The following is a 26,168-nucleotide window of genomic DNA, read 5'->3' as shown; positions in this document are numbered from 1 at the left end:
CGAAGCGCGGCGCGGCGGCCGCTCAACTGTGGTTGCGGATTATTACAGGCTAGAGTAGGCCCCACCCGCCGCCCTCCATCCCTTTCAACCGCTTGCCTTGCGCGCCGCATGGGTAGGCGCAGGCAGCTCTTGGGCGACCGCCTCAGCAAAACCCTCGATTCGCGCCTTCTGCTCCTCGGACAGCGCGCTCCACTCCTCATGGGAAACGCGTCGGAATGGCCAGTCCGCAGCTCCGCCCTGAGCGGATGCAGCAGTGCCAGTCAGCAAGTAGTCAGTAGTCGTTCTAAGGAGGCCGGAGAGCCGAACCAGGCGGTCGACGTCCGGCCGTGACACATCCCGCTCCCAGTCCGAGACGGAGGCGCGGTGAATTGAGAATGCCTCAGCGACCTGCTGCAAAGTGAGGCCTCGCGCCTTACGTCTTTCCCGGATTCGAGTGCCAATGGACATGAGGGCGAGCCTAACACTTGCATGTTGTGTTTCACCTAACGTATATTGTTGTGTATTGCCTAACATGGTCGTGTCTATGAACCCGAAACAGATTGTCCGCGGAGCGATCAAGGACGCCGGTGGGGTTGGTGTTGTAGCCAAGCACTTCGGACTGGCAAGAACGTCCGTGTATGAGTGGATCGATCGGGGCGAGGTACCCGTCGCCCGGGCGGTGGAGGCTGAGAGAACTTGGGGTGTTTCCCGACGAGCTCTGCGGCCCTCGGATTGGCAGCTTTGCTGGCCGGAGCTTGCATCCCCAATGGCCGCCGCGCAGGAGCCGACGCATGCGTGAGTGGATCATCCTCGATGCCATCATCACGCTCGGAATCGTCGCTGTCATGTGTCTCGCATGGGTGGTCATATGAGCACCCCGCCGCCGGCTGCGTCACGCGCATGGCCGCACCATCCTGATGTCCGGCGCACGCTCGCGCATCGTGTCGCCCGCGCCGGGCTCGGCCAGGTCGTACTCCACGCAAAGTCTCTCAAAAATGGCTGCGACGAGCGTCTGCGCAGGCTCGGCCACGCGCGCTCGCGCAATCTCCAGTGCGTGATCCAGCAGCAACTCAACGTCTGCACGGGCGGCGGCAATTTCGGGTTCGCGCACGGTTATCTCCAAGGTCGCGGCGGGCGCCCGATCGCGCCCTCCTGCTGCGCATTCTGCATCGTGCGCGGCGCGTCATCCACGATAAAAAACCCACGATTTACGGAGCGCGCATGACTCTGCGACGCACAAACACGTCCTGGCGTGACGCGCTGTTCAACGCTCTCCGGGCGACGCATGACGGCGTTGCCGGCTTTTGCAACTGGGCTTCGGCTCATCGCGATCGAACGATCGCTGACAGCACCTTATACAAGCGCCTCGACGGCAAGTACCCGGGTGAGCGCGTCCCGATCGAAGACGCGGAGCTGATCACCGAGTACGTGATGCGCGATGCCAATGCGCGCCACAAGGCGCTCGATTGGATCGCTGCCCTGGCCGCACGGTGGAACCTAATCGTCATCGCCGTTGACCCGCCGCGGCCTGTCGGCGATCTGGCAGCAGATCTGCGCGCGATCGTGGACAAGGTCGCGCGGTTCTTCGAGAAGGGCGGCCGTCTCGCTGGCGTCGTGAACCAGGCCACGGCAGACGGGCACCTCACGGGCGCCGAGGTGGACGAGATCGAGGAACACATCGATCTGGTTGTGCGGCATTTGATGCAGATGAAGGTCAAAGTCCGTCGGGCCGCGGGTCGGCCGGTGGATCCATCCGGTGAACTATCCAGAGCCGACGAGGCTCATCATGCCGCGCCCACGCAAGCGCAGGAGGATCCCGATGAATGACGCGCACGCGTTTGAGATTGCAAACCTGGACCAGCGCCTGTTGGCGGCGGAGGCTGCGATAGCCAGTCTCAAGCATCGGCTATGCCAGCTTGAGGGCGTGATGCGACTTGTCGCTGAGCCGCCCGATGAAGGCCGGGCGGGGTTGCTGATCGTGTCGTGCCAGATCGTTCCCAGCGATGTTGGGCCTCGGGTAGATCTCGTTGTCCGTGGCGCTTGCGGATACTCGATCGGGCTGGTCGCTGAACTGGCCAGAGCCGCATCTGAAGTCCGTGCGTCGATTCAACGGCAAGGCAGTGAGGGGATCACCGCCCGTGCCGAAGCGGCCGCTAAGTTCGCGGCTGAAGTAGCTGTTTGGAATGAGACTGCACGCGGCGAGCCCCCTCCTCATCAAGGCGGGACAGCATGAAGTTGCTGAGTTTCTCTTCGTACCGCTTCTGCGCGGCGGCATCGCTTTCGAGAAGCGCCTCGACTGCGAGCCTGAGGGCCAAGATCGAGTCGGAATTCGCCTGTGTTGTGCGGGTTACCGATAGAAGCGCTTCCGTCAGCGCTTCCAGCGCTGTCGGCTTGTTCGTGTCGTTCATGCCCTGCTCCTTTTTGGAACTCTGGTTGTGTAGGAGCCGCCAGTGTATCGGTCAGGAGCGGGGCACCCATAGACCACTCGTGCCACGGAGAGCGGCTCACTGCATTTCGCTCAGGCTTTCTCGGTGCAGTTCCTCTCGCGCCCAGGCGCGGCGATCGTCGAGCTCGGTCAAGCGAGCGAACACGGCGCCGATAACGCCGCCGTCAGGCTCGGCCACTGCCTGCTTTGCGACTGCCACGGCTCGCCGCAGGGTGAGCAGCGCCGTTGCGTCGTCGGCGGCGTGCTGCCGCGCCAGGGTTCCGAATTCCATCCCTTCATCCTCGAGTTCAGGTACGGCATCAGTTTGCGATGCGTGGCTGGGTTTCGCTATGTCGGGAAATGCGTACGTACTCGCCGCAACTCGCGGTAACTCACTCCACGAAGGTTCATCCCGATGAAGATCGCTCAGGCGTCGCCGCAACTTTTGCCGGGCGACAAGATCAGCATGCCCAACAGTGGCCCGACGGGCACTGTGATCCGGTGGTATGTACAGCGCGGCGCCAAGGGATTTGGCGAGCCGGACGAGCGCGTCTGCGAGGTGGATGTGGCAGGACGCGGCGTTTGCGTGTTCTCCGAGGCGTTCGCGCGGCGCCTGGACCGTCTGCCATCCTGACCATGACCTCATCCCCCCCGATTCGTGGGCGCATCGTGACGCTCATCCTCAGCTCGCTCAACGAGCGCGGACCGGCGCCTGCACACGTGCTCGCGAGCAGGCTGGGGTTGCCGCTGCGGTCTGTGGAGCGCGCCTGCTGGCGTCTCAAAGCGGCGGGCGTGATCACGGCACCGGAGTCCATCCGGAGATCCGGCACGCGCAAACCGCTGCTCGTGTACCGCGTTGCCGAGCAACGTCTGCCCGAGGCGATCGGCTGGCGATGACGCGGGATATGTTCACGGGCCGCGAAAGCCGGCGGGCGGGTGGATGGCGGCGTGACACGTCGGCCAGCGACCTGCCTCCGCGTCATGAGCATCGTGATCCATCCACGCGTCAGACCTATTTCCATGGGGCCGGGCGATCCTGGTCGCGGGACGAGATCCTGCGCCTGGCCGGGTTTGCCGACGCGGTGCGGCGGCATCCCACGCACGAGATCATCGTGCTGTTCCACACCGTGGGCGAGCCGTTCACGGCCCTCATTGCGATTCCCAGGGAGCGCATCGCACCGCGTGGCGCCGATCGCTCGTTGGCTACTGCGCCGCCGTTCTGGCGACATGGAGACATCATGCACATCGCAGCAGACCGGCCTCCCTGACTCGCCCAGGCGCCAGGCGGGAAGCGGCTGAATACGCGGTTACGCCATGGTGGTAGGGCCCCAAACCGGATCCCGAGGGGCAGCGTGGGTGCGAACGACTAGAGCGTGGGTAGGAGCCCTGTATGGGGTTCGAAGTCTGGTCAATTCCGGGGGCATACATCCGCCCGGAGGCCCTGTTGCGTACGGTCGGCTCCGAGCGGCATGCATGGTTGGGTACGCATCTCCTCACTAGGGGGTGCTCTGCCCAATCGCCCCGATCCCACCAAACGGCAGACGAACCGCCCGGCACCCTCTCCCTGTACCACCGTCTCAACAAGTTCCATTGAGGTAGATCATGAGCAACATCCTGCAGTTATTCACCGACGATGGCCCTGGAGCAAAAACGCGCGACACCGAGCCCATGGCCGTGACGTTCCAGGCATGGTGGGCGGCCTACCCTCGCAAGTGCGCCAAGAAAGCCGCCGAACGCGCGTGGTCTCGCATGCCGGAGGCGCATCGACGGGCCGCCTGCGATGCGTTGCCCGTGCACGTCGAGCACTGGCGCGCCCGCTATGGCGAGGAGCGGTCGTTCATCCCGCACCCTGCCACATGGTTGAATGGAGAGCGTTGGGACGATGAGCTCGACCCCATCGTCAAGCCTGCGGCGGCAGAGCCGCGATCTGCGCCCGGGCTGGCGTGGTGGATGGATGATGGCCTCATGGAGGCCAAGGGGCGCGATGTCGGCGCCGGGCCTGCGAGGCCGGGCGAGACGCGGGATCAGTACCGAGGTCGGATCGCGCAACTGATCGCGCGTGGCAATGGGCGGGCCGCATGAGTCTGAAACGAGACCCCGCGATGCAGGAGCGCCTCGACGCATGGGGGGTCTGGCGCTACTCGGGGGGCTACGCGGCCTCGTCCCCTCTGGCCGATTTCATGGGCGCCGGTGGGGGTGACAGCGATGGTGTGCCGCGTTCCTTCGTGCCTGTGGATGCTCTGGAATGCGCGAGGACGGACGAGGCGGTGCGGGCCCTGCCAACGGAGTTGCGGCAGGCCGTCGGGGCGTGGCATGGCACGGCGTCGGGGACGCTGGACGCGGTGGCTCATGGATTGGGCATCGTGAGAGGCACCCTGCACCGGCGTCTGTGCTACGCCGACCAGCGGCTTGCCGAGTGGTTTGCGGCTCGCGTGGCGGCCTCCAGGGCGGCCCGCGAGACGGAAATTAGGAGAGATATACTGGATCGTGCATAATCCGGTACATTCCTGCGGAGCTTGCGCGGGAGACAATCAGCGGCAGGGCGAAAAGGCCCCGACATTCGGTCAGATGTCGGGGCCTTCGTGCGTTTGGGACGGCGGTAGGCGGCGCGGCGGGCGCGGTTGGTGGTCGATGCACCAAAGTGGGGCGCGGCAGCGACCGAGGGTGCCGCAGCCAGCAGAAAGCCGGGGGCCCCTAGGGAAAACGCTGCCGTAAGGGTAATTCGAACCCCGGAAAGTGCGCAGTCACGAGGCGCTTCCAAGGGGGTTGTATGGTGAATTGGGGAAGGAATCGGCTGTGATCAAGTTCAGATCCACCCTCGGCGAGGGCTCGAAATTTCTGGACGCCACGAGCCGCCAGGTTCCGTTCGCCACGGCCGTCGCCCTGAACACCACGGGCCAGCGCATGCTAGAGGCCCTGAAATCCGAGATCGACCGGCGCATCGACCGGCCGACTCCGTACACTCGCAATGCTCTGCGGCTCTCGCGAGCCCGCAAGGACAAGCTCGAGGCCACGGTGGATTTCAAGGACGCCGCCGGCAAAGGAACGAGCGCTGGCCGCTACCTCTCGCCGCAGGCGCTGGGCGGCGGCCGCTCGCGCAAACGCAGCGAACTCGCGTTTGCGCGGCGCTCCGGCATTCCCACCGGCTCGTACCTCGTGCCGGGGGCGGCTGCCGAGCTGGATCCCTATGGCAACGTGTCTCGCGGCCAGGTGGTGCGGCTGCTGTCGTATCTCCAGGCGTTCGGTGAGGAGGGCTACCGGGCGAACGCCACCGATAAGCGCCGGAAGCGCCTCGCGAAAGTCGGCACGACCGAGCAGGGTTTCAGGCGGATCAACGGCGTCGTGTATTTCGTGTCGCGGGGCCGGGGCACGCTGTCCGGTAACCGAGAGCAGCATCTTCCCGCCGGCATCTGGAGCAAAACGGGCATCCATGGCGGCGAGGTCTCTCCCGTGTTCCTGGCGGTAGACGAGCCGCGCTACCAGCCCCGTCTGCCGTTTTACGAGCGCGCCGACGAGGTCTACGCGGCGCATTTCGAAACCGATTACCAGTCGGCGCTGAACATGGCGCTGGCTACGGCACGTTGAGGCAATGATGCTGGATCTGCACGCCACGGTTACCCAGTCCGAGTTCGGGCGTATTGTTGGTATCAGCCAGCAGGCCGTCAGCGACCTCGTCGGACGTGGCGTGCTCCGGTCTGGCGAGCCCGTGGGCGTGTGGCTCGTCGAGTACTGCAGCCACCTGCGTGAGGGAGCGGCTGGTCGGTTGACTGCGGGCGATCTCGACCTGGCGACGGAGCGCGCACGGCTGGCATCAGCCCAGGCTGACAAGGTCGAGATGGCCAACGCCGTCACGCGCGGCGAGCTGGCTCCAGCACATGTGATCGAGGAGGTGCTGTCGCGTGCTGGTGCGCGAGTGGCCGGCATTCTGGATAGCATCCCGATGGCGGTCAAGCGCCGCGTGCCTGAGTTGCCGGCCTCCTCGGTGCGCTACATCGAGGAGGAGATCGCACGCGTGCGCAACATCGCCGCATCGGTGAGTGTCGCCGACCTGCAGCCTCAGGACATATTCGCGGACGCCGAGTCCGACGGCGAGCCCGAGGCAGGTTGACATGACGACAGCGTATTCCGAGGCCGTCTGCAAACATCTGCGGGTTGGCCTGGCGGCGTTCGCCGTGCCGCCGCCTGTGTCGCTCGATGTGTGGGCCAGCGAGAATTTCTATCTGTCGGCGGAGTCCAGCTACGTCGAGCAACGGTGGCGGCCGTGGCCGTTTCAGCGAGCGATTCTGTCGTGCATGGGGAACGACGCGATCCGCGAAGTGGATGTCGAGAAGTCCGCGCGCGTGGGCTACACGAAAATGCTGCTCGCAGCCATCGGCTATTTCGCGGAGCACAAGCGGCGCAATCAGGGCCTCTGGCAGCCGACGGATGACGACCGGGACGATTTCGTCAAAACTGAGTTGGATTCGATGCTGCGGGACGTTCCGGCCATGCGCCGTGTGTTCCCGGAGTATCTTGCCCGGCATAAGGACAACACGCTGCTGCAAAAGCGCTTCTTAGGCAGCGTGCTGCATCTGAAGGGCGGCAGGTCGGCGAAGAACTACCGGCGTATGTCACTGGACGTGGCGCTGCTGGATGAGCTGTCCGGGTTCGACAACGATGTGGAGAAAGAGGGCGATCCGTTCACCCTAGCGGCCAAGCGCGTCGAGGGAGCGACGTTCCCTAAGATCATTTGCGGGTCTACGCCCAAGCTCAAGGGTTTCTGCCTGATCAATGCCCGGGTGCAGTTGGCCGAGGTGGTCTATCGATACCACGTCGATTGCCCGCATTGCGGCGGCCACCATGCGCTCACCTGGGGTGGTAAAGACGAGCCGCACGGGTTCAAGTGGGTGGACGGTGACCCGGAGACCGTCAAGCACTTGTGCCCTCATTGCGGTGCCCTCTCCACCCAGGGAGACTACCTGGCCGCGGAGGAGAGTGGCCGTTGGTACGGCACCGACGGCTCCACGGTCGATCACGAGGGCGTGTTCCGCGATGCCGCCGGTGTGGTCATACCGCCGCCGGCACACGTCGCGTTCCACGTCTGGACGGCCTACAGCCCACTGGTGACGTGGGCGCAAATCGTGCGCGAGTTCATGGCTGCGTACGAGGCGACCCAGCAAGGCGACGACAGCAAGCTCAAAGCGTTCACGAACACGACGCGGGGCGAGGTGTGGGAGGGTGAGATTGAGCGCACCGACGCTGAGGAACTGCTGAACAGGGCCGAGCCGTTTTCGTTGCGCATCGTGCCGCGCGATTGTCTGTTGCTGCTCGCCGGAGCCGATACCCAGGACAACCGCATCGAGGTAGCCGTGTGGGGGTTCGGGCGTGGTGGGCGCATGTGGACCATCGAGCACCGGGTGTTCTACGGCAATCCGGCTGAGCCGCAGATCTGGGTCGAGCTCTCCGCCTATCTGCGCGAAACGCGGTTCCCGCATGTCGCGGGCCCGGAGATGGGCATCTACGCCACCGCAATCGATAGCGGCGGCCACAATGCCCAGGCTGTGTACGAGTTCGCACGCTCACATGCCGCATTGCGTGTGTTCGCGGTGCGTGGCCGCCCCGCTGGAGAGAAGCACATCAAGGACGGAGCGGGTCCGGTTGATATCGACTGGCGGGGCAAGCGCGTCAAGGGCGGGGTGATCCTCTGGCATGTCGGCACCAACCTTGCCAAAGACCTGTTGCACGGCCGTTTGCAGGTGACGCGTCCGGGGCCAGGCTACGTGCATCTGTCCAACGAGTTGCCGAAGTCCTGGTTCGATCAGTTCACCGGCGAGGTGCGCGCCACGCGGCGCACCGTTACCGGCACGCAAACGCGTTGGACGGCGGTACGCAAGCGCGTCGAGACCTGGGATTGCGCGGTCTACGCCCTCTGGCTGGAGGCGCACCTGGAGCTCGCGCGCAAGCCGGCGGCCTGGTGGGACATGCTGGAGGCGAAGGTGCAGCCGGATCAGGCCGATCTGTTCGCAGCATTGCGTGCAGGCTCAGATGCACCGCGTGCAGAGGTGGCCGGCGCAGCGCCGCCGGAGGCTCGTCGGGCGGCCCTTCCGTCGCCGGCGCGCGCTACACGCCAGCAGCCGTCACTCGATCAACCGCTGGCCCCGCCGGCACCACCACCGGCCCGGCGTGCGCCGCGGCGGGTGGTGCAATCAACGTATCTGCGTAGGCGCTGACATGGCATATACACAGGCAGACCTCGACCAAGCCAAGCGCGATCTGATCGCGGCGCAGAGCGAGGTCCAGTACGGCGACAAGCGCGTGAAGCTGCTGGCCGTGGAGGAGCGGCTCAGGCTCGTGAACCTCATCCAGGATGACCTGAACGCGCAGGCTCGGCGCCGCCGTCCGCGTATGTATCACATGGTCAACAAGGGCAAGGGGATGTGATGCGAACGGCACCCGCAGGCTACCGCACGCTGGCGCAACGTGGATTCATGGTGCCCGCTCGCATGCAGGCGTTGTCGTCGCCCTACGAGGGCGGCAGCGCCACCGGGCACCGCTCCCGCAACTGGAACCCGAGTGCGGCGGGGCCGAACAGTGCGGCCACGTCCAGCCTGACCACGATCCGTCGGCGGGCCCGGGATGCCGTGCGCAATGACCCGTGGGCAAAGGCCGCGGTCGAGCGCTGGGTGTCCAATGCCATTGGCACCGGCATCCAGCCCTACCCTCGGCATCCGGACCCCAGCATGCGGCGGCTGCTCAAGGAGCTGTGGGCCGACTGGTCGCCGGAGGCGGACGCTGACGATCGGCTGGATGTGTATGGGCTGCAATCGCTCGCGGCGCGTGCAATGTTCATCGACGGCGAGGCGCTGTCGAGACTGCGCCAACGACGCGTGGAGGACGGGCTTGTGGTGCCGCTGCAGGTCCAGGCCATCGAGGGCGATCATCTGCCTGTCGAGGTCACGATGCCGCTCGCGGGGCGGAATGAACTCGTCAACGGCGTGGAGTTCGACAGTATTGGCCGACGCGTGGCATATCACCTCTGGAACCGGCATCCTGGTGACAACGCCACCGGCGCGCTGCGCGAACTGCGCCGCGTGCCGGCGACCGAGGTGGTGCATGCGTTCAGTATGTTGCGGCCCGGGCAGGTGCGTGGCGTCTCGGAGTTGGCCACGGTACTGCTGCGGCTGCGCACGCTCGATAGTTTCGACGACGCCGTGGCATTCCGGCAGGAGGTGTCCAACCTGTTCGCCGGGTTCCTGGTGGCCAAGGGCAGCGACATGAGCCAGCCCGATGACCCGGTAAACCCCATGACTGGTGTGGATGAGGTTTATGGCGATGACGGTGCCCCGCTGGTGGGGCTCGAGCCCGGGACCATGCAGGCGGTGCCCGAGGGATGGGACGTGAAATTCGCCACGCCGCCTGGAGCGCCAGACGCCTATGGCGAGTTCATGCGGCAGCAGTTGATGGCCGCGTTCGCGTCCGTCGGAATTCCCTATGAGCTCGGCTCGGGCGACCTGCGCGGGGTCAATGACCGCACGCTGCGTGTCATCGTCAACGAGTTCCATCGCACCATCGAGCGATTCCAGTGGGGGTTCTTCATCCACCAGTGGTGCCGCCCGCTGTGGAACGCCTGGGTGGACATGCTGGCTCTGTCGGGCGTGATCCCGATGGATTCCTACATCCGCGACCGCCGGCTCTTTCGTCGTGTCCTGTGGGTGCCCCAGGGTTGGCAGTATTTCAACCCCGTGCAGGACGTAAAGGCCAACACCGACGCGGTGCGGGCCGGTTTCATTTCGCGCCAGCAGATCGTCCTCGCCCAGGGCGTTGACCCTGAGGAGGTCGCTGAGCAGATTCGAGAGGACAACGATCAGGCCGACCGGGATGGCCTGACGCTCGATAGCGACTCGCGCCACGCGCGCAACAAGGGGGCCGAGCCCGCCGCCCCGAGCGAGCGGGACGACGATCCGTCGGACCCCGCCGCTGTTCCCTCACCTCGATAGGAGCTACCCATGCCGAGACCCTGGTATTCGATCCGGGCCAAGACCCTGGGCGACGAGCGCGTCGCCGAGATCCTGATCTATGACGAGATCGGATTCTGGGGTACGACGGCCAAAGCGTTTGTCAACGAGCTGGACGCGGTGGTTGCGTCCGCCAATGCGACGCGCATTCTCGTCTCGATCAACAGCCCCGGCGGCAACGTGTTCGACGCCAACGCGATCTACAACACGCTGCTGCGGCACCCGTTGCCCGTCACCACCCGGGTCGACGGCGTTGCCGCCTCCGCGGCCTCCCTGATTTTCATGGCGGGCGGCGAGCGCATCATGCCTGGCAACGCCATGCTGATGATCCACCATGCGTGGACGGTGGCGGCCGGAACGGCTGAGGAGCTGCGTGCCGAGGCCGACATGATGGACAAGGTACGCAACGGTGTGGTGACGGCTTACGCGCGCAGTGGCCAGGCGGATGACGAGATCATCGCCATGATGGACGCCACCACGTGGCTGGATGCGGGCGAGGCCATGGATAAAGGGTTTGCGACCGCGCTCGAGGAGCCCGTGAAACTGGCCGCGTCCGCGAGGGCCGTCGATCTGCTGGCGCGACACAAGGGGGTGCCGGCCGCGCTGCTCGCCGAGCTGGATGACGCCGACAGCGACCCGGCCCCCAGCTCCCAGCCCACTCCGGAGCCGTCCCCGCCGGTGCCCGAGGATCCGGTGCCGCAGCCAGCTCCGGCCCCGCCTCCGCCCCCGGTCCCCGCGAACTCTGCCGAGATGGTGGCACATGTGTACGCTGAGTGCCGTTCGCGCCGCATCCCCCATATGGCCGAGGGCGTACTCGTCAGCAGTGACCTGACGGACCGCACGTCGGTAAACGCCCGGGTCGCCGTCGCAGAACAGGTCGCAGGGCTGTGTCTCGCGGCCTCTGTGCCCGATCGCGCAGCCGATTTCATCATGGCCGGCCTGGGTGTCGAGCAGGTGCGCTCACGGCTGCTCGACCACATGTTCGAGACCCGCAACGCCAACCCTGTCAGCAACCTGCAACGCCCCCCCTCTCCCTCGGCTCCGTCGCAGAGCAGCGGACCGAACCCTTCGGCGATCTACGCCGCCCGCAAAACCCTCTCTGCTCGATAGGAGTCTCAACATGAGTTTCGTACATCAACAGGCCCGTGCGGCCGATTTCATCGTCTCCGAGGCCAATGGCCAGCGTTCGCGAGCCAACATTGTGATGGCCGCCGGTTTCGGCGTCGTGCTGGCCGGCACCCTGATCGCGCAGACCACCGCGGACAACGCGGCAATCGCCACGCCCACCGCCGGCAACACGGGCAACGGCGTGCTGGGCACGTTCGTCGTCACAAGCGGCGCCGTGTCCGGCAACTACTCGGTGCAGATCACCGAGGCGTCTGCCGGAGGTGGTGCGTTTGAGGTTACGGGCCCGGGCGGCGTGGTACTGGGTGCAGGCGAGGTCGGTACGCCGTTTACCGCCGGCGGTCTCACGTTCACGATCGCTGACGGTGCCTCAGATTTCGTGGTGGGCGACTCGTGGACCATTGCGGTCACCGCAAACCTCGGCGAATGGGTGCCGTATGACGAGGACGGCGCCAACGACGGCCGGCGTGCAGCCGGTGGCGTCCTGTATGCCTCGGTGGATACGACGCAGGCGGACGTGCAGGCTGTCGGCATCGTTCGCGACGCCGAGGTGGCCGCCGCGCTCCTCATTGGCCTGGATGCCGCTGGCCGGACCGACCTCGCAGCCCTCGGCGTGCTCGTGCGCGACTGATCCCCTTCAGCCCTCATCACCCGATGAATTGCGGCCGCGAGTGCGGCCGTTTCCATTTCTGGAGCCACCATGGCCGATATCTCTCTGTTCCAGGACGAGGCATTCTCCGTCCCCAACCTCGCGGCAGCGATCAACGAGCAGCCCTATGTTCCCGGCCGCATTGGCGAACTGGGCTTGTTCAATGAAAGAGGCGTTTCGACCACCGTCGTGCAGATCGAATATGACGGCGCCACGCTCAAACTCGTCGCCGCCAAGCCTCGTGGCGGCGTGGCCGACATCACCACCCTCGGCCCGCGCAAGTTGATCCCCTTCAACACGGTGCACCTGCCGCAACGGTCCACCATGCTGGCCGACGAGATCCAGAGCATCCGCGCATTCGGCTCGCAATCCGAACTGGAGACGGCCGTCGCGCGCGTCGCCTCGTATCAGGCCACGCATCGTACGCAGTTGGACATGACGCACGAGTTCCAGCGGATCGGCGCCATCAAGGGCCAAATCCTGGACGCCGACGGCGAAACCGTACTGCTCGATGTATACCAAGCGTTCAACATCGAACAAACATCCTTCTCGATGGCCCTGGGCGACGTCAACACCATCGTTCGCGACAGGTGCGATGACGTGTTGGACCTGATCGAGACCGCGCTGGGTGCGACGCCGACGCGCAGCGCGCGCGCGCTGTGCGGCCGCGAATTCTGGAAAAAGCTGACCAGTCACAAGAGCGTGCGCGAAACGTACCTGAACACCGCGCAGGCAGCGGAACTGCGCGGTGAGCTCAGCGGCTCGTTCGAGATCGGTGGCATCAGCTTCGAGCGCTACCGCGGCAGCATGAAAGGCAAGCCCTACGTGCCGGCGAACGAAGCTTTCGCGTTTCCAGAAGGCGTACCGGAGTTCTTCATTACACGCTTTGCGCCTGGCGACTATCTGGAAACGGTCAACACAGACGGCCTGCCGTATTACAGCCGCGTCGAGGTGCTGCCCTACGGTAAGGGCCTGGGCATCGAGAGCCAATCGAACCCACTGCATATTCCGACGCGGCCCAAGGCCGTCATTCGACTTACCGCGGGCGCATGATGGACTGGGACAACAGCGTGTTCGACCGCGCGTTCGACGCGGTCGGCATCCGCGTGCCGGTACGGCGTCTGGTGGGCAACACGCCAGGGCCCGAGTTCCGGGCCCGATTCGACCGGCCGCAGGAGCTCGTGCTCGACGGGCTGGTGCACACGACCGACTACGCGATCGAGTGCACCAGCGCGGACGTGCAGCCGCCGCTGGCCGATGCTGACGTGCTGCAGATTGAGGTTCGCCGAGGCGTGTTCGAGCGCTACCGCGTCAACCAGGAGCCGCTGGTGCAAGGCGACGGGCACTGGACCCGAGCCACACTGGAGCGATTGCCATGACCACTCTCGTGCAAACCTATGTTGAGGGCCTCAGGGCGGAGCTTATCGCCGCCCCGGGTTTTCCGGCCGAGGTGGAGTCTTCCCCTGTGCGGGCAAGCACGCGGCAGCGACCGCAGGTCGTGACCCTGCTGCTGGGGCTGGAGACCGTGGCAGACGGTTCGATTTCGCGCGTCAACCGCGCGCGCGAAGTCCACCTGCTGGTCCACACGGCAGGCGAGGATCACATCGAGTTGTCCGAGTCGGTCTTCGAGGCGGCTCACCCGCTGGTGATGGGGTTCAGTGCCCCCGGCATCGTTGGCATTCAGGAGCTGCGCACCGATGAGCCGAAGTACGCCAATGGCGATCTGCTGCGCCAGGTTGTCACCCGGCGCTATCTCATCACTTATCAAACCGACGAGCATTCGCTGAGCGAGTAGGAGATCACTATGAACAAGACCCCCGATGTCGTGGCCGCCGTCCCGTCCACCGCCGTGCCCACGGTGGCAGAGCCTCCCGCGGTCCCGGTGCCTGAGCAGGCTGCTCCTACCCCGAAGGACGTGCTGCGCAAGGCGCTGCGCGATGAGAATGCCGGACGAGGCGGTTGCTACATCCTGGATCCTGCCACCGGAGTCCGGGCGCTCAAACACCAGACGCCCCAGCCGAAGGCGTAACGCATCGACACGCCGCGCTGCAGCGGCAGACGCTTCCTGGCCGCCACGTGCGGCCCTTCTTTTTTCTAGGAGCCGCCCATGGCGAAATCCACCCGAAACTCCCTGGTGCTGGCGAAGGTCCAGACGACGGCCGGCACGGACCCGGTACCGGCTGCTGGCGCCAACGCCATCCTCGTGCGAAACGTCAACGCGACCCCGCTGTCGGCCGAGTTCGTCGAGCGGAACCTCATCCGCCCGTACATGGGCAACAGCGGGCAGATCGCCACGACGCGCTACGGCCAGCTCGAGTTCGAAGTGGAACTGGCAGGCTCCGGCGAGGCGGGCACGGCGCCAGCGTTCGGACCGCTGCTGCGAGCGTGCGGCTTTGCCGAAACCACGGTCGCGGACACCAGTGTCACGTACACGCCGGTGTCCACTGGCATGGAACTGCTGGCGCTGCGCTACTACCTCGACGGACTGTTCCACAACCTGCTGGATGCGCGGGGCACGGTCTCGTTCGACATCACAGCCAAGGCGATCCCATTCATGCGTTTCCGGCTGATCGGCGCCTACCAACCGATCACGGACGCAGCCATGCCGACCGGTGTCGATTACTCCGCTTTCCAGAAGCCGCTGGCTGCGAACCGCGCGAACACCCCGACATGGGCGCTCGGCGCCTACACCGGTTGCCTGCAGTCGCTCACGCTGGACATCGCGAACCAACTGGCGTGGCGCGAGCTCATCGGATGCAATGGCGCGCACATCAGCGACCGGCGACCGGCCGGCAACGTCTTGATGGAGCTGCCGAGCATTGCCCAGCTCAATTGGCCGCAGATGGTGTTGAGTGCGCAGGATGTGCCGCTCTCGATCACCCACGGTGTCACGCCGGGCAACATCGTCGAACTGGAGATGCCGACCGCCCAGCTCATGAACCCTTCGTATTCCGACCAGGATGGCACAGCCATGCTGGGACTCGATACGGCGTTCCAGCCGGACCAAGGTAACGACGAAGTCGCGATCACGTTCCGCTGATCAGAAAAGGCGAAGGCCTCGACTGTTGTAACGGTTCGAGGCCTTCTATGCCGGCTCACTGCACCATCAATCAAACATCACAGGATCACTTCATGACTCTCCGTCTGGCTACTCAAACTCCCACCTATCGCATCAAAGTCGAGGTGTCACTGCCCACTGAAAAGGGCCGTTTCGAACGTCAGGATTTCTGGTGGGACGTGCGGCGAGTCGACTCCGACGAGCTGGACGAACTCGTACTGGTGAAGGGGCAGAGCGAGGTCATCCGCCGCGTCCACACTGCCTGGAGCGGGGTTCTGGGCGAGGACGGTCAGCCGCTCGAGCCCACCCCCGAAAACCTGGAGGCGCTGCTGCTCATCCCGCAGGTGCGCGTGGCCATGGCCGCGGCGTACTGGAGCAACATCAACGACGTTCGGCAAAAAAACTTGTAGAGGCGGCCCGGCACTGGGCCGGCGCGAAGCCCGACCAGGGCTTCGCGGTCGACTCTGTGGTGCTGGACGCCCTCACGAAAGCCGGCGCCCCGCCCGAGGTGCTGGAGCAGGTTCGGCGGTCTGCAGGGAGCAGCGGCGGCGATTTCGAGGTCTGGCCGGACAACTGGGAATCCGTCTCGTGGTTCTGCGATGTGGTGGGTACATCATGGCGCTACATCGGTGGCATGGGCCCAGTCCAGCGTACCGGCCTGGACTACACCGCTGTCACCGCACTGCTGCGGGAACTGGTACCGAAGAAGCGGCGGCGGCGAGAGTTGCTTGAGGATCTGCGGCTCATGGAGCGAGCCGCGCTCGAGGTGTGGGCCCAAGCGCAGCGATAGCTGCCCCAGATGCTCGCGTCACAACTGAGTTTGACCACTAGCCTCGCCTGCGAGCGGGGCCTTTCATTGCGCGCATCCATGACCAACAAACGCATCGGCGTCACGCTCACTGCCGACGAGAGCGGCCTGCGGCGTGGGCTGAATCTCGCGTCCATGCACGCGGGCCAGTTCGCGAAAGAGACGGAAGCGGCGATGGATCGCGCCTCGGCTGCGACCGAGCGCACGCGCACGATGATCGGCAACATGGCTCGGTCGGCGGCAGGCATCCTCGCGGTTGGCAAGGTCATCGGCCTGGCCGACGAGTTCGGGCAGCTCCAGAGCCGTCTGGAGGGCGCGACCCGCTCGCACACTGAGTACCTGGCGGTGCAGGAGCGCCTGGTGGACGCGGCCGGACGCACGTACCGTAGCGTGGCCGACGGGGTGGAGGTGTACGCACGCACGGCAGGCAGTCTCCGCGAGCTGGGGTATCAGTCCCAGTCCGCCGCCGATCTCGTCGCGACCATGCAATACGGGCTGACCATCGCAGCGGCGGACGCCGAGAAGACTGGATCCGCCGTGGATGCGGTGTCCAAGTCCATCCTCAACGGCAAGATGGGGATGGATCAGTACCTGGCAGTGCTGAACGCGTCCCCGAGGTTGGCGCAGGCGCTGGCTGACTCGCTCGGCGTTACCAACGGCCAGCTCATGCAGATGGTCCAGAATGGCGGACTGAGCGTGCAGCAGCTCATGACGGTGACGAGCCAGATGGAGAACCTCGGCGCCGAGGCCGACAAGATGAAGACGAGCGTGGCCGACGCGATGACGCGCGGCTGGGATCGGCTGGGCATGCGCATCAATGAGCTGAACGAGGCCACCGGAGCTACGGATATGCTCGTGTCGGCCATCGACCTCGCGACAGAGAATCTCGGGTTGTTGGGGGCGGCTGGAGGAACGCTGGCCGCGGGCTATTTGGTCAAGACCCTCGGCACGATGTCGCAGGGTGGATGGGAGGCGGCGAAGGCGTTTCGTGCCCAGTGGGTCGAGGCGAGCGCAACCAGGCCGGCTGTGCAGGCGTTGGCGGCCGCGAATCTGGCCGTGGCCGAGGCTGAGCAGGTAAAAGCGCGTAGTGCCTCGCAGGCGGCTACTGCGTCCTTCGCAGCCGCACGGGGCTCGGCACAGGAGGCTGCAGCGGCCCAGACCGTCATTGCGGCGCGTGCTGCGGAGGCCGCGGCGGATCGGAATGCGGCGGCGGCCAAGGCAGCCGTGGCCGCCGCTTCGGGGGGCGTCTCAGCGGCGGCACGCCTGGCCCTCGGTGTGCTTGGTGGTCCTGCAGGGCTGATTGGCATTGCCGCGGCTACAGCGGCCGGCTTCCTGCTATTCAGCGACAACGCCGACGAGGCGACGCGCTCGCTGCTGGAGATGGGCGGCGCCGTCGACGAGCAGGTCAAGACGTTTCAGGAGCTCGACGCAGCTCAGAGACGGCCGCTACTGCGTGCCGCCGAACAGCAACTTGAGGACTTCCGAGACGCAGCCGCGCAGGCGTTCCGCGATATCGAGGGCAGCGTGCCGTCGCTCGCGCGGCTGCGGAACCCCGAGGCGTTCGCTGAGTTCCAGCGTGGACTGCAAGATGTCCGGAGCGGCGTACGCGATCTGGATGGCGTGGTCCAACAGTTCATTCGGGGCAGCGGCGCCGCCCCGCACATTGTGGCGGGCCTGGAGCGTACTGCTGGCGCGGCAGCGCGCGCGCAGCAGAGCGTTGCCACGTCCGCCGACCGCGTCAAGCAGTTCCAGGAGGTAGTTGAGGCGGCCAATGGCGCCACACGTGGCCTTGCACAGTCAGCACAGCAACTCGCCACCGGTATGGCCGCCGCCGACTGGGACAAGCATGTCAAGGGACTCACGGAATCGCGCGATGTCATCGGCATGACAGCCAAGGAGCTGGCCGAGTACCAGGCACGCGCGAGGGGCGCCAATGACGCGCAGGCGCAATTGGCGGGTATCATCGGCTCGCAGACCGATGCTTACAAAACCTTGGAAAAGGCGATCCAGGACAAGGATGCCAAAGCCCAGGCCGGTGCGGTCAAGGTGCTGGACGATCTCGCGAAGCAAGAGGCCGCCACAGCAGCCCTGACCACGCGCACGGCAGCATTGGCGAAGTTGCAACTGGAGATCGCACGCGGCGTGTCTCTGGCGTATGCCGAGTCCGCCATGGCCAACATCGATGCGCAGGCGCAGGCCGCCTACGATGCGAAGCTCGCCGAACATCGAGAGCGCCTGCAACGCATCCTCGCGAACACGTCTCCGTCCGCCACCGGCGGCAAGACGGCCGAGACCGAAGGCCAGAAGCTGCTGAAGGGCATCGAGGACCGCATCGAGGCGCTCAAGGTCGAGGCAGCCGCATACGGCTCGGTGACCGAAGCGCAGAAAGAGCTGATCGAGTTCGAGCGTCGCCTGGCCCGCGACAAGGACGGCAGCCTGCGGGCGGTTCAGGCCAGCGTACGCGCTCGGCTCGCGGAAAAGGATGCGCTCGAAAAAACTCAGTTGGCGGCAGAGCGCACGCGTGAGATGCAAAAGGCGTACTCGGACAGCATCCTGGACGCCAACGCCAGCCTGTACGAATCCTACCTGCGTCTGAGCGACCAAACGGCCACCTGGGATGTCAATGAGCAGCGGGCCGCACGCAACCTGGAGATGCTCGAGCAGGCGCGCCTGCGTGACCGTATCGCCACCGAGGAGCAGACGCTGTGGCGCCAGCTCGCCAACGAAGAATCCGCGAAGGAAATCGAGTACACGGCCGGCGTCATCGACGGCTTGACCCGTCAGTTGGAACTGCGGCAGAAACTGGCGTGGCTGGGTGATGTTGCGCAGTCCCAGGCTGAAACCCGCAGGCGCGTGCAGACTGAGGCCCAGGAGTGGATGCGGGCCGCTGATGGCCTGCGCGAGACGTTCCAGGAAGGGTTCTTTGCGGCGCTCGGCGATCAGGACGCCGTGTCGGCCTTTGGCGACAACCTGAAGCGGACAGCGAAAACTGCGTTAGCGACGGCGGCATACGAGGCGTTCGCGAAGCCGCTTGTCGTGCGGCTCATCGCGCAGGTCGCCGGCTTGGCAGGCGGATCTCAGTTGCAGCAGTCCATCCTGCAGCATTCAGGGATGACGGGCAGCGGTTCGACGAGCCTTGGGTCCAGCGTCAGCGGCATGCTGTACGGTAGCGGGGCGTTGCCGGGTTCCTTGTCCTACGCGAACTGGGCGTCTGCCACGCCTGGCTCTGCTGCGTATGCCGCTGGCGGGGACGGATTGTCCCAACTAATCGCTGCCAATCCCCAGTGGACCACGGGAGGGTTGACCGGCTGGTTCACGAATGTGCCGGCATCCTCGATCTTCAGCTTCGGCGGCTACAACAGTGCCACCGGCATGAGCAGTGCTGCCGGCGGGCTGGCTACCGCTGGTGCCGGCCTGATCGGTGGGTACCTCGGCGGCTCCATGTTCGGCAACAAGGGCCAGTCCGCCATGGGAGGTGGTCTGGGCGCCTCGGCCGGCATGATGATCGGGACGTCGTCGGCGGTCGCCGGGACGACGCTCGGTGCCCAGCTCGGCACGGCTGCCGGGCCTATCGGGGCGGCGATCGGCATGGTGCTGGGCTCGGCCCTGGGCAGCCTGATCGGCTCTGGCGAGACGCGCTACGGCGGCGGATACACCGTTGGCGCCGACGGCCAGTATTTCCGCAGCGGAGGGCCTTCCGGCGGCGACCCGAACGAAAGTCAAACGATCCAGACAATCACGGGCGTGCGTGACTCCGTGCGCGACCTAGCGGCCCGCCTGGGTGGTGATGCGTCGAACCTGCATTTCGGAGGCGGCTACGAGTTGAGCCCCGATAAAGGGCGTTCGTTCGTGTGGTCCGATTGGGTCGCCGGTGCTGACGAGCTGAGCTGGCAGCGAGGCATGCGCGACCTGTCCGGTGTCAAGGACGCAGAGACCGTTGCGGCCGAGTTCGGGCTGGAAATGCAGCGTGCCGTGCTGCGCGGCCTGCAGATGTCCGGGCTCGATACCGCGTTCGCCGACTACCTCGGCCAGTTCGACATATCGGCGCTTGACGAGACCGGCGTGGCCGCCGTCACGGCGAACCTCGACGCGATGGCGCAGTTCCGGGATGCCTTGACGCGCCTGCCGTTCGAGGACTTGGCCGGCATCGCTCTCGAAGCGGGCTTGAAGTTGGCGCAGTTCAGCGGCGGCATCGAGCCGCTGCTGGCGAACATGCAGACCTACTACGACCTCGTCTACAGCGAGGAGGAGAAGGTCGCACATCTGCAAGCGCAAGTCGCCGAGGGCTTCGAGGGTCTGGGCCTGGCCATGCCGGGCAGCGTGGCGGAGTTGCGCTCGCTGGTTGAAGGGCTGGATACCACCACGGACGCCGGCTTGCGGGCGCGTGCTGGTGTGTATGCCCTGGCCGGCGCGTTCGGCCAGTTGCAGGAAGGGATGGCCTCGCTGGAGCAACAAGCGGAGGCCGCTGCGGAGGCGGCGATCCGCGCGGCCCAGGAACAGGCCGCAGCGATCGAGCGCGCGCAGCAGGAAGCCTTCGGGGCCCAGTACGACCTGGTGCAGCGCTTGGCGACGGAGGCGGGGCGGCTCGCCACGATCCGGAGCACGGCAGGCAGCGTGCTCGATCGGATCGCAGCGGCTCAGGCGGCCGGTGCGGCCGGCGATCCCAGCGGCGCCGCTGGGCGCTATGCCAGCGCGCGCGAGGCCGAGATGTGGGTGCGGCTGACGACGGGCAGCTACGAGCAGCAGATCGAGCTGGCGAGCGAGCTGACGGACATCGAGCTCGACCGCTACAACGCGGAGATCGAGGCCGCGGAGCGCATGCGCGACCTGGGCCGCTCGCTCGGCTCCTACCTCGACAGCCTGAGTGTCGGTGACCTCTCTCCGCTCACCCTGGGCCAGCGTACGGCAGAGGCCGAGTGGCAGCTCATGGACACGATTGCGCGCGCTCAGGTCGGCGATCTTGACGCCATGGGCCGGGTGCAGGGCCAGCTCGAGACAGCGCTGCGCCTGTGGCGCGAATACGGGGCATCGGGCAGCGACTACCAGTCCGCCTACGACCGTCTGACCGGCGCAGCCGGCGACCTCGCCGCATGGGCGCAGGCTGACGCGGATCGCCAGCTCGCCGTGGCTGAGGGCAGTCTCGAGCAATTGGCGCAGTTGCAGGTGATCGCCGAGCGCGCATATAACGCGATCGACGCGCAGTACCACTCTGCCCTGCAGGCCAGCCAACACGAACTGGCCATGCTCACGGCCATGGCCTCGGACACCGACCGGCTGCACGATGTTGCCGCGCTCCTGCAGGGCATGCCAGCGGGCATCGCCGCGGCACTGCAGCCGGTGTTGTCCGGCGCGATGGGCAACATCGTCTCGGGCTGGTATGCGGACGCCGGCTACGGGCAGGGCGACCAAGCCGGCCGCGATTACTGGCAGGGACAACTGGGTCAGCGGCCCCAGGACCAGGTCAAAGCCGATTTCGACGCGAGCATCGTCACGACCTGGTACCGGCAGTACCTGGGGCACGACCCGGATCCGGCCGGCCTGGCCCACTGGATCGAGGATATCAAGCGCTGGGGCGCAGATGGCGCCAAGCGGGCGTTTCTGGCGTCCGCCGGCATCGACGGCTCGCACCGCGACGGCCTGTGGTTGGTCCCGCGCGACGGCTACCGCGCCGAGCTGCACGCCGGTGAGGCCGTGCTGCCGCAGCCCGAGGCCCAGCGCTACCGCGCGCTGGCCGCAATGCCGGACTGGACGCAGTCCGGGCGCGGACAGGGCAACGTGGAACTGATCGCGGAGATCCGGCGACTGAATGACCGGATCGCACTGCTTGAAGGGGCTGTCGTCAAGGCCGTCGACAACAACACCGAAGCAACTGCCCGTGGTGCGGCGCACGTCGCAAACACCGTCGAGGACAGCGCCAGCCGCGCGCTGCATAGGCAGGCAATCGAAGCATGATCACAGACGCCCAATTCGACCGCTGGTTGCGCACCAGCGGCGTGCCTCGCTGCGTGCTCGTGGAGTTGCCCGGCGATACGCCGATCTACCTGTCGTCGCGTGCGTACGTGACGGCGCCGGATGATCAGGTTGCGCCGAACCGTGCGTACCGCGCGATCCTGCAGGGCGGTGCGTCGTTTAGCGAGAGCCTGTCCGAGGACGGCGCGCAGGCGCGCATGAGCGCCGGGGACATCGAGATCGACAACACTGGCGGCCACGCCGACGATTTGCTGTCCGTGGTCTGGCAGGACCGGCGGATCGAGGTCTACATCGGCGACGTGTCCTGGCCGCGTGCTGACTACCGTCTGGCCCTAGCCGGCGTGGTCGCCCGCCTGCAGCCGCGCAACGCGCGCACGCTCAACCTGGTGCTGCGCGACGTGCTGGAGCGCCTCAACAACCCGGCCAACGATGGCACGCTGGGCGTCGGGCCGAATGCGGAGCAGCCCATGCCGTTGTGCATGGGCGAATGTCACAACGTCACGCCGCGCGTCGAGGACACGGCAGGCGAGCAGGTGCGCGTGCATAGCCGTCCGATCGAACGCATCATCGAGCTGCGCGATCGGGGGGTGCCTGCTGACGCCACCGCGGACCTCACCAACGCGCGTGCCACAGTCGCCAAGCAGCCGGATGGCCTGCTCACGATGAGCGTGCAGGGTGACAAGAGCGGTGGCGTGTACCGCAACACCGTCGGGCCGCTGGTGGAGCTGTTGGCGACGTCGTATGGGCCGGAGGCTGAACGGTTGGGCGCCGGCGAGATCGACCGCGCGAACTTCGATGCGTTCGCCGCCGCCCACCCGCAGCCCGTTGGCCTGTATTCGGCCGAGCGCATCACCGTGCGCGACGCCGTGCAGCGCCTGGCTGCGAGTGTCGGCGCCCAGGTGGCGGCGAGCCGCACCGGGCAACTGCGGCTGCTCAAGGCGGACCCGCCCCCGCCGACGGCGACGGCCGGCCTGCGTGTCATCCGGCCGGGCGACTACCTCGATGGGAGCCTGCGCCTGGCTGGATTTCGTGGGCGGGTCGATGGCGTGACACTGGGATACTGCCGCAACTGGACGCCCGGGCAGGAGATCGCCGAGATTGTGCCGGCGCGGTACCGCGACCGCTATGCGCAGGAGTGGCTCACGGTCACGGTGGGCGACGCATCGCGCGCCGGCGAGCAGATCGACACGCTGTTGCTCAAGCAGTCCGACGCCCTGACCGAGGGCCAGCGACGGCTCGCCAACGGGGACGGGCGCATTGCCCGCCTGGCGCTGACAGGGTTTGCCCAATTGCTGCAGTTCGAGCTGGGCGAGCGCGTCGTGCTGTACGGCAATCGATACGGGTTGGAGGCCGGCCGCGCGTGCCAGATCGTGTCCCTGCAGCGCGACTGGTTCAAGGCGACCGTGGCCGTCGAGGTGGAGGTCAGGCTGTAATGGCAACCATCCAGAACCCGCGCGACCTGGCCCTCCAGGCCGATCCGGAGCGCACGATCGCGCGCATCATCCCGATCGACCAACTGCCGCCCGAGGTGGGCGAGACGATCGAGGCCGTGCGCGGCGTGCGCATCCTGGCCAGCGACAGCCAGGTGCTGTTTGTGGCCGGCGGCCCGAGCCCGGCCACGGTGACGCTGACCGCGGTGCTGACGGGCATCACCGGCACGGTCACGTGGCAGGTGGTCGAGGGCGCCGCCACGCTCACCGGCACCGGCAATGCGCGCACGGTGCAGGCAGAGACGATGCAGGGTCCACGGCTGCGCGTGCGGGCGAGCATCACCAGCGGTGGCACGCAATACATCGCCGAGCATGTGATCGTGGCCCAGGGCGTGGACTATGTCCTGGACCTGCTCCAGGGTTCGATCCGCGAGGGCCAACTGCACGCCGACCTCGGTGCGAGGATCGACCTGATCGACGGTGATGAGAGCCTCCCGAACTCTGTGGCCGCGCGTGTCGCGACCGAGGCCAGCGCGCGGGCGCAGGCGCTACTCGAGCTCTCATACCAGCTTGAATACTGGGGCGATGAGATCGACGACGTGGAGCGGCGCACGCAGGCCGCGCTGGCGCAGGAGTCGGCGCGGCTGGCTGCGGCCCTGCTGGCCGAGGAGGCACAGCGCATCGCGCAGTACACGGGGCTGGCCAACAATCTCAGTGCCGAGTCGGCCGAGCGCGTGGCGGCCGTCGCGGGCATCAATGCGCAGTTGTCCGCCCGCATCGATACCCTGACGTCGGAGGTCGCTGGCATCCTCGGCACCGGCGCTTGGGACGTGGGCATGGCCTACGCCGCTGGCGATATCGTCACGCACGGCGGCAAATTGTGGCGGGCCGTGGCGGCGTCCACGGGGAGCGAGCCGCCGAGCGCCGCCTGGTCCCTGCTCGGCGACTATGCGAGCCTGGGTGAGGCCGTGGGCGCATTGGCGCAGGATATGCAGGCACTGGCATCGGATGTGCAGGACGAGGCCGCGCAGCGTGCGGCGCTTGGCCAGCAGGTTGCGGACGACCTAGCCGCCGAGGCAGCGGCGAGGACAGCGCTTGCGGCCAACCTGCAGTCGCAGATCGCTGCCCAAGTCGGGCAGATCCAGGGCTTGCAGGGCGCCATTGCGGGCGTGCAGGATGAGGCGGCGCAGGCACTGCTGTCCGAGCGCAGCCAGCGCATCGCGCAGGGCGAGCAACTGGCAGGCGACCTGGTGGCCGAGGCCGCGGAGCGGGCTGCGGCCGTGGCCGCGCTGGAGCAGGCTGGCCTCGAGTATCAACTGCACCTGGTGAACCTGCAGGCTTCCCTCGGCGATACCGACGGCAGCATCACCGAACTGCGCGAGCTGGGCGCCGGCCATGCGCGCAGCATCTCGCGCCTGGAGGTGCGCGACAGCGAGCGCGCCGCGTCGATCGTCGAGATCCAGGACGTGCAGGCGGGCCAGGCCTCGCGCCTAGCAGTGGTGGAGGTGCAGTCCGCCGGCGCGACATCGCGCGTCGAGCAACTGGAGGATGCTACCGCAGACCAGGCCAGCCGGCTGCAAACCGTCGAAACTGTCGCCGGCGATGCGCACTCGCTCGCCCAGTCGTTGGAGCAGACTACCGCCGAGCAGGCGACGGCGATCACGGGACTGCAGACCGTCCAGGGCCAGCAGTCCTCGCGCATCGGGTCGCTGGAGACGACGAGCGCCGGCTATGCCCAGCAGTTGGTCACCATCACCACGGCCATCGGCGAGCAGGGCAGCTCGATAGAAGATCTGCGCGAGACCACGGTAGACCAGGCGAGCGCGCTGCAGGCGTTGACGACGCGCACGGCCGACGTCGAGACGTCGGTGCAGGTGCTCGATCAGACCACGGGGCAGCATGCCCTGCGCCTGACTGCCGTGGAAATGGCCGCAGACGATGCGCAGTCGCGGGTTGGCGTGGTCGAGCAGGCGAGCGCCGGCCACGCCCAGCGCCTGACCGAGGTGGAGACGGTGGCTGGCGATGCGCAGTCTCGTGTCGGGGTCGTCGAAGCCACCACCATCGCGCAGGCGCAGCAGCTCACGACGCTGGCGACACGCGCGGATGGCGCCGAGACAGCCATTACCGGACTGCAGCAGACGACGCTCGAGTACGCCTTCCACCTGGTCAACCTGCAGGCGAGCCTGGGCGATGCCGATGGCGCGATTACGGACCTGCGCGAGGTGTCGGCGGTCCACGCCCGTACGCTGCAACGGCTCAACGTCGCCAGCGGCGATTATCAGGCGCAGATAACCGTGCTGCAGGACGTGACGGCGCAGCACGCCCAGCGCCTGACGAGCGTCGAGGCGCAGGCCGCGGGCACCGCCTCCAGCGTCACGCAGTTGCAGGACGCCAGCGCCGACCAGGCACACCGCCTGACGGCGGTGGAGACTGTCGCCGACGACGCCTGGTCGCGGGTGAGCGTCGTCGAGACCACGACGGCGAGCCAGGCCCAGCAGATCACCACGCTGGGCACGCGCGCCGGCGACCTGGAAACGTCCGTCAGCGGATTGCAAGAGACCACCGCCGGCCAGGCGCAGCGCTTGACCGAGGTCGAGGCAACCGCCGACGATGCGGCCACGCGCGTACAGGTGGTCGAGCGCGCGACGCTCGAATCCGCGGTCATGCTGGTCAACCTGCAGGCCTCCCTCGGCGATGCTGACGGGGCGATTAGCGAGGTCTACGACGTTC

The 26,168-nt window shown here is 66.6% G+C and carries 26 protein-coding genes; 22 read left to right on the top strand and 4 right to left on the bottom strand.

Annotated features, from left to right (window positions below; all coding sequences use genetic code 11):
- Positions 1-84: 84 nt before the first annotated feature.
- Entirely contained in the window at positions 85-447 is a 363-nt protein-coding gene (locus FOZ76_RS28385) for a helix-turn-helix domain-containing protein (protein ID WP_143949011.1), read from the bottom strand.
- Positions 448-871: 424 nt separating this feature from the next.
- The gene (locus FOZ76_RS14580) at positions 872-1,090 is read right to left on the bottom strand and encodes a hypothetical protein (protein WP_143949009.1); all 219 of its coding nucleotides are present in this window, start codon (positions 1,088-1,090) and stop codon (positions 872-874) included.
- A 110-nt stretch (positions 1,091-1,200) separates the two neighbouring features.
- On the opposite strand from FOZ76_RS14580, the gene FOZ76_RS14575 reads away from it, so the two are divergent.
- Positions 1,201-1,806 carry a phage regulatory CII family protein gene (locus tag FOZ76_RS14575; protein ID WP_143949008.1) on the top strand — a complete coding sequence of 202 codons (606 nt, stop codon included), beginning with the start codon at positions 1,201-1,203 and terminating at the stop codon, positions 1,804-1,806.
- A gap of 326 nt (positions 1,807-2,132) precedes the next feature.
- Here FOZ76_RS14575 and FOZ76_RS14570 read toward each other — a convergent pair whose 3' ends face one another.
- Positions 2,133-2,387, bottom strand: coding sequence for a hypothetical protein (locus FOZ76_RS14570; protein WP_143949007.1), 255 nt, complete (start codon positions 2,385-2,387; stop codon positions 2,133-2,135).
- Positions 2,388-2,483: 96 nt separating this feature from the next.
- Entirely contained in the window at positions 2,484-2,696 is a 213-nt protein-coding gene (locus FOZ76_RS14565; protein WP_143949006.1) for a hypothetical protein, read from the bottom strand.
- A 123-nt stretch (positions 2,697-2,819) separates the two neighbouring features.
- On the opposite strand from FOZ76_RS14565, the gene FOZ76_RS14560 reads away from it, so the two are divergent.
- The 21 genes from FOZ76_RS14560 to FOZ76_RS14465 all read left to right on the top strand — a co-directional run.
- Positions 2,820-3,038, top strand: coding sequence for a hypothetical protein (locus FOZ76_RS14560; protein ID WP_143949005.1), 219 nt, complete (start codon positions 2,820-2,822; stop codon positions 3,036-3,038).
- Positions 3,039-3,040: 2 nt separating this feature from the next.
- Positions 3,041-3,301, top strand: coding sequence for a hypothetical protein (locus FOZ76_RS14555; RefSeq protein WP_143949004.1), 261 nt, complete (start codon positions 3,041-3,043; stop codon positions 3,299-3,301).
- 8 nt (positions 3,302-3,309) lie between these two features.
- The gene (locus tag FOZ76_RS14550) at positions 3,310-3,672 is read left to right on the top strand and encodes a hypothetical protein (RefSeq protein WP_143949003.1); all 363 of its coding nucleotides are present in this window, start codon (positions 3,310-3,312) and stop codon (positions 3,670-3,672) included.
- A 334-nt stretch (positions 3,673-4,006) separates the two neighbouring features.
- On the top strand, positions 4,007-4,486 hold the full coding sequence (locus FOZ76_RS14545; protein WP_143949002.1) for a hypothetical protein: 480 nt from the start codon (positions 4,007-4,009) through the stop codon (positions 4,484-4,486).
- A gap of 714 nt (positions 4,487-5,200) precedes the next feature.
- On the top strand, positions 5,201-5,989 hold the full coding sequence (locus tag FOZ76_RS14540) for a hypothetical protein (RefSeq protein WP_143949001.1): 789 nt from the start codon (positions 5,201-5,203) through the stop codon (positions 5,987-5,989).
- 4 nt (positions 5,990-5,993) lie between these two features.
- Positions 5,994-6,512 (top strand): terminase small subunit, encoded by a 519-nt coding sequence (locus FOZ76_RS14535; protein WP_246129521.1) that lies wholly within the window; start codon positions 5,994-5,996, stop codon positions 6,510-6,512.
- Between the two features lies 1 nt (position 6,513).
- A complete protein-coding gene (locus FOZ76_RS14530) occupies positions 6,514-8,613 on the top strand; it encodes a phage terminase large subunit family protein (protein ID WP_143949000.1) in 2,100 nt (699 codons plus the stop codon).
- 1 nt (position 8,614) lies between these two features.
- Positions 8,615-8,824: a hypothetical protein gene (locus FOZ76_RS14525; RefSeq protein ID WP_143948999.1), complete on the top strand. Its 210-nt coding sequence runs from the start codon at positions 8,615-8,617 to the stop codon at positions 8,822-8,824.
- Entirely contained in the window at positions 8,824-10,380 is a 1,557-nt protein-coding gene (locus FOZ76_RS14520) for a phage portal protein (protein WP_170235457.1), read from the top strand. Before FOZ76_RS14525 ends, FOZ76_RS14520 begins: the two co-directional genes overlap by 1 nt.
- 9 nt (positions 10,381-10,389) lie before the next feature.
- Positions 10,390-11,508, top strand: coding sequence for a head maturation protease, ClpP-related (locus tag FOZ76_RS14515; protein ID WP_143948998.1), 1,119 nt, complete (start codon positions 10,390-10,392; stop codon positions 11,506-11,508).
- A gap of 10 nt (positions 11,509-11,518) precedes the next feature.
- The gene (locus FOZ76_RS14510) at positions 11,519-12,154 is read left to right on the top strand and encodes a head decoration protein (RefSeq protein WP_143948997.1); all 636 of its coding nucleotides are present in this window, start codon (positions 11,519-11,521) and stop codon (positions 12,152-12,154) included.
- 69 nt (positions 12,155-12,223) lie between these two features.
- Complete coding sequence (locus tag FOZ76_RS14505) at positions 12,224-13,225, top strand: major capsid protein (protein WP_143948996.1); 1,002 nt, start codon at positions 12,224-12,226, stop codon at positions 13,223-13,225.
- Positions 13,222-13,551 (top strand): head-tail joining protein, encoded by a 330-nt coding sequence (locus tag FOZ76_RS14500; RefSeq protein WP_143948995.1) that lies wholly within the window; start codon positions 13,222-13,224, stop codon positions 13,549-13,551. The genes FOZ76_RS14505 and FOZ76_RS14500 overlap by 4 nt, the downstream gene beginning before the upstream one ends.
- Complete coding sequence (locus FOZ76_RS14495; RefSeq protein WP_143948994.1) at positions 13,548-13,967, top strand: hypothetical protein; 420 nt, start codon at positions 13,548-13,550, stop codon at positions 13,965-13,967. Before FOZ76_RS14500 ends, FOZ76_RS14495 begins: the two co-directional genes overlap by 4 nt.
- A 9-nt stretch (positions 13,968-13,976) precedes the next feature.
- Entirely contained in the window at positions 13,977-14,201 is a 225-nt protein-coding gene (locus FOZ76_RS14490) for a hypothetical protein (protein ID WP_143948993.1), read from the top strand.
- 78 nt (positions 14,202-14,279) lie between these two features.
- Positions 14,280-15,212, top strand: coding sequence for a phage tail tube protein (locus FOZ76_RS14485; protein ID WP_143948992.1), 933 nt, complete (start codon positions 14,280-14,282; stop codon positions 15,210-15,212).
- A 92-nt stretch (positions 15,213-15,304) separates the two neighbouring features.
- On the top strand, positions 15,305-15,640 hold the full coding sequence (locus FOZ76_RS27535) for a hypothetical protein (protein WP_170235456.1): 336 nt from the start codon (positions 15,305-15,307) through the stop codon (positions 15,638-15,640).
- Between the two features lie 59 nt (positions 15,641-15,699).
- A complete protein-coding gene (locus tag FOZ76_RS27530) occupies positions 15,700-16,020 on the top strand; it encodes a DUF1799 domain-containing protein (protein ID WP_170235455.1) in 321 nt (106 codons plus the stop codon).
- A gap of 78 nt (positions 16,021-16,098) precedes the next feature.
- Positions 16,099-21,990 (top strand): tape measure protein, encoded by a 5,892-nt coding sequence (locus FOZ76_RS14475; RefSeq protein WP_170235454.1) that lies wholly within the window; start codon positions 16,099-16,101, stop codon positions 21,988-21,990.
- Complete coding sequence (locus tag FOZ76_RS14470) at positions 21,987-23,441, top strand: hypothetical protein (RefSeq protein WP_143948989.1); 1,455 nt, start codon at positions 21,987-21,989, stop codon at positions 23,439-23,441. Before FOZ76_RS14475 ends, FOZ76_RS14470 begins: the two co-directional genes overlap by 4 nt.
- The coding region (locus tag FOZ76_RS14465; protein WP_143948988.1) for a carbohydrate-binding protein at positions 23,441-26,168 on the top strand (2,728 nt) is incomplete at its 3' end. The genes FOZ76_RS14470 and FOZ76_RS14465, both read left to right, overlap by 1 nt.

Source organism: Verticiella sediminum, from assembly GCF_007558815.1.
Lineage (GTDB): Bacteria > Pseudomonadota > Gammaproteobacteria > Burkholderiales > Burkholderiaceae_B > Verticiella > Verticiella sediminum.
The sequence above is the reverse complement of the archived record's forward strand: the minus strand, read 5'-3'. Positions and strand labels throughout refer to the sequence as shown.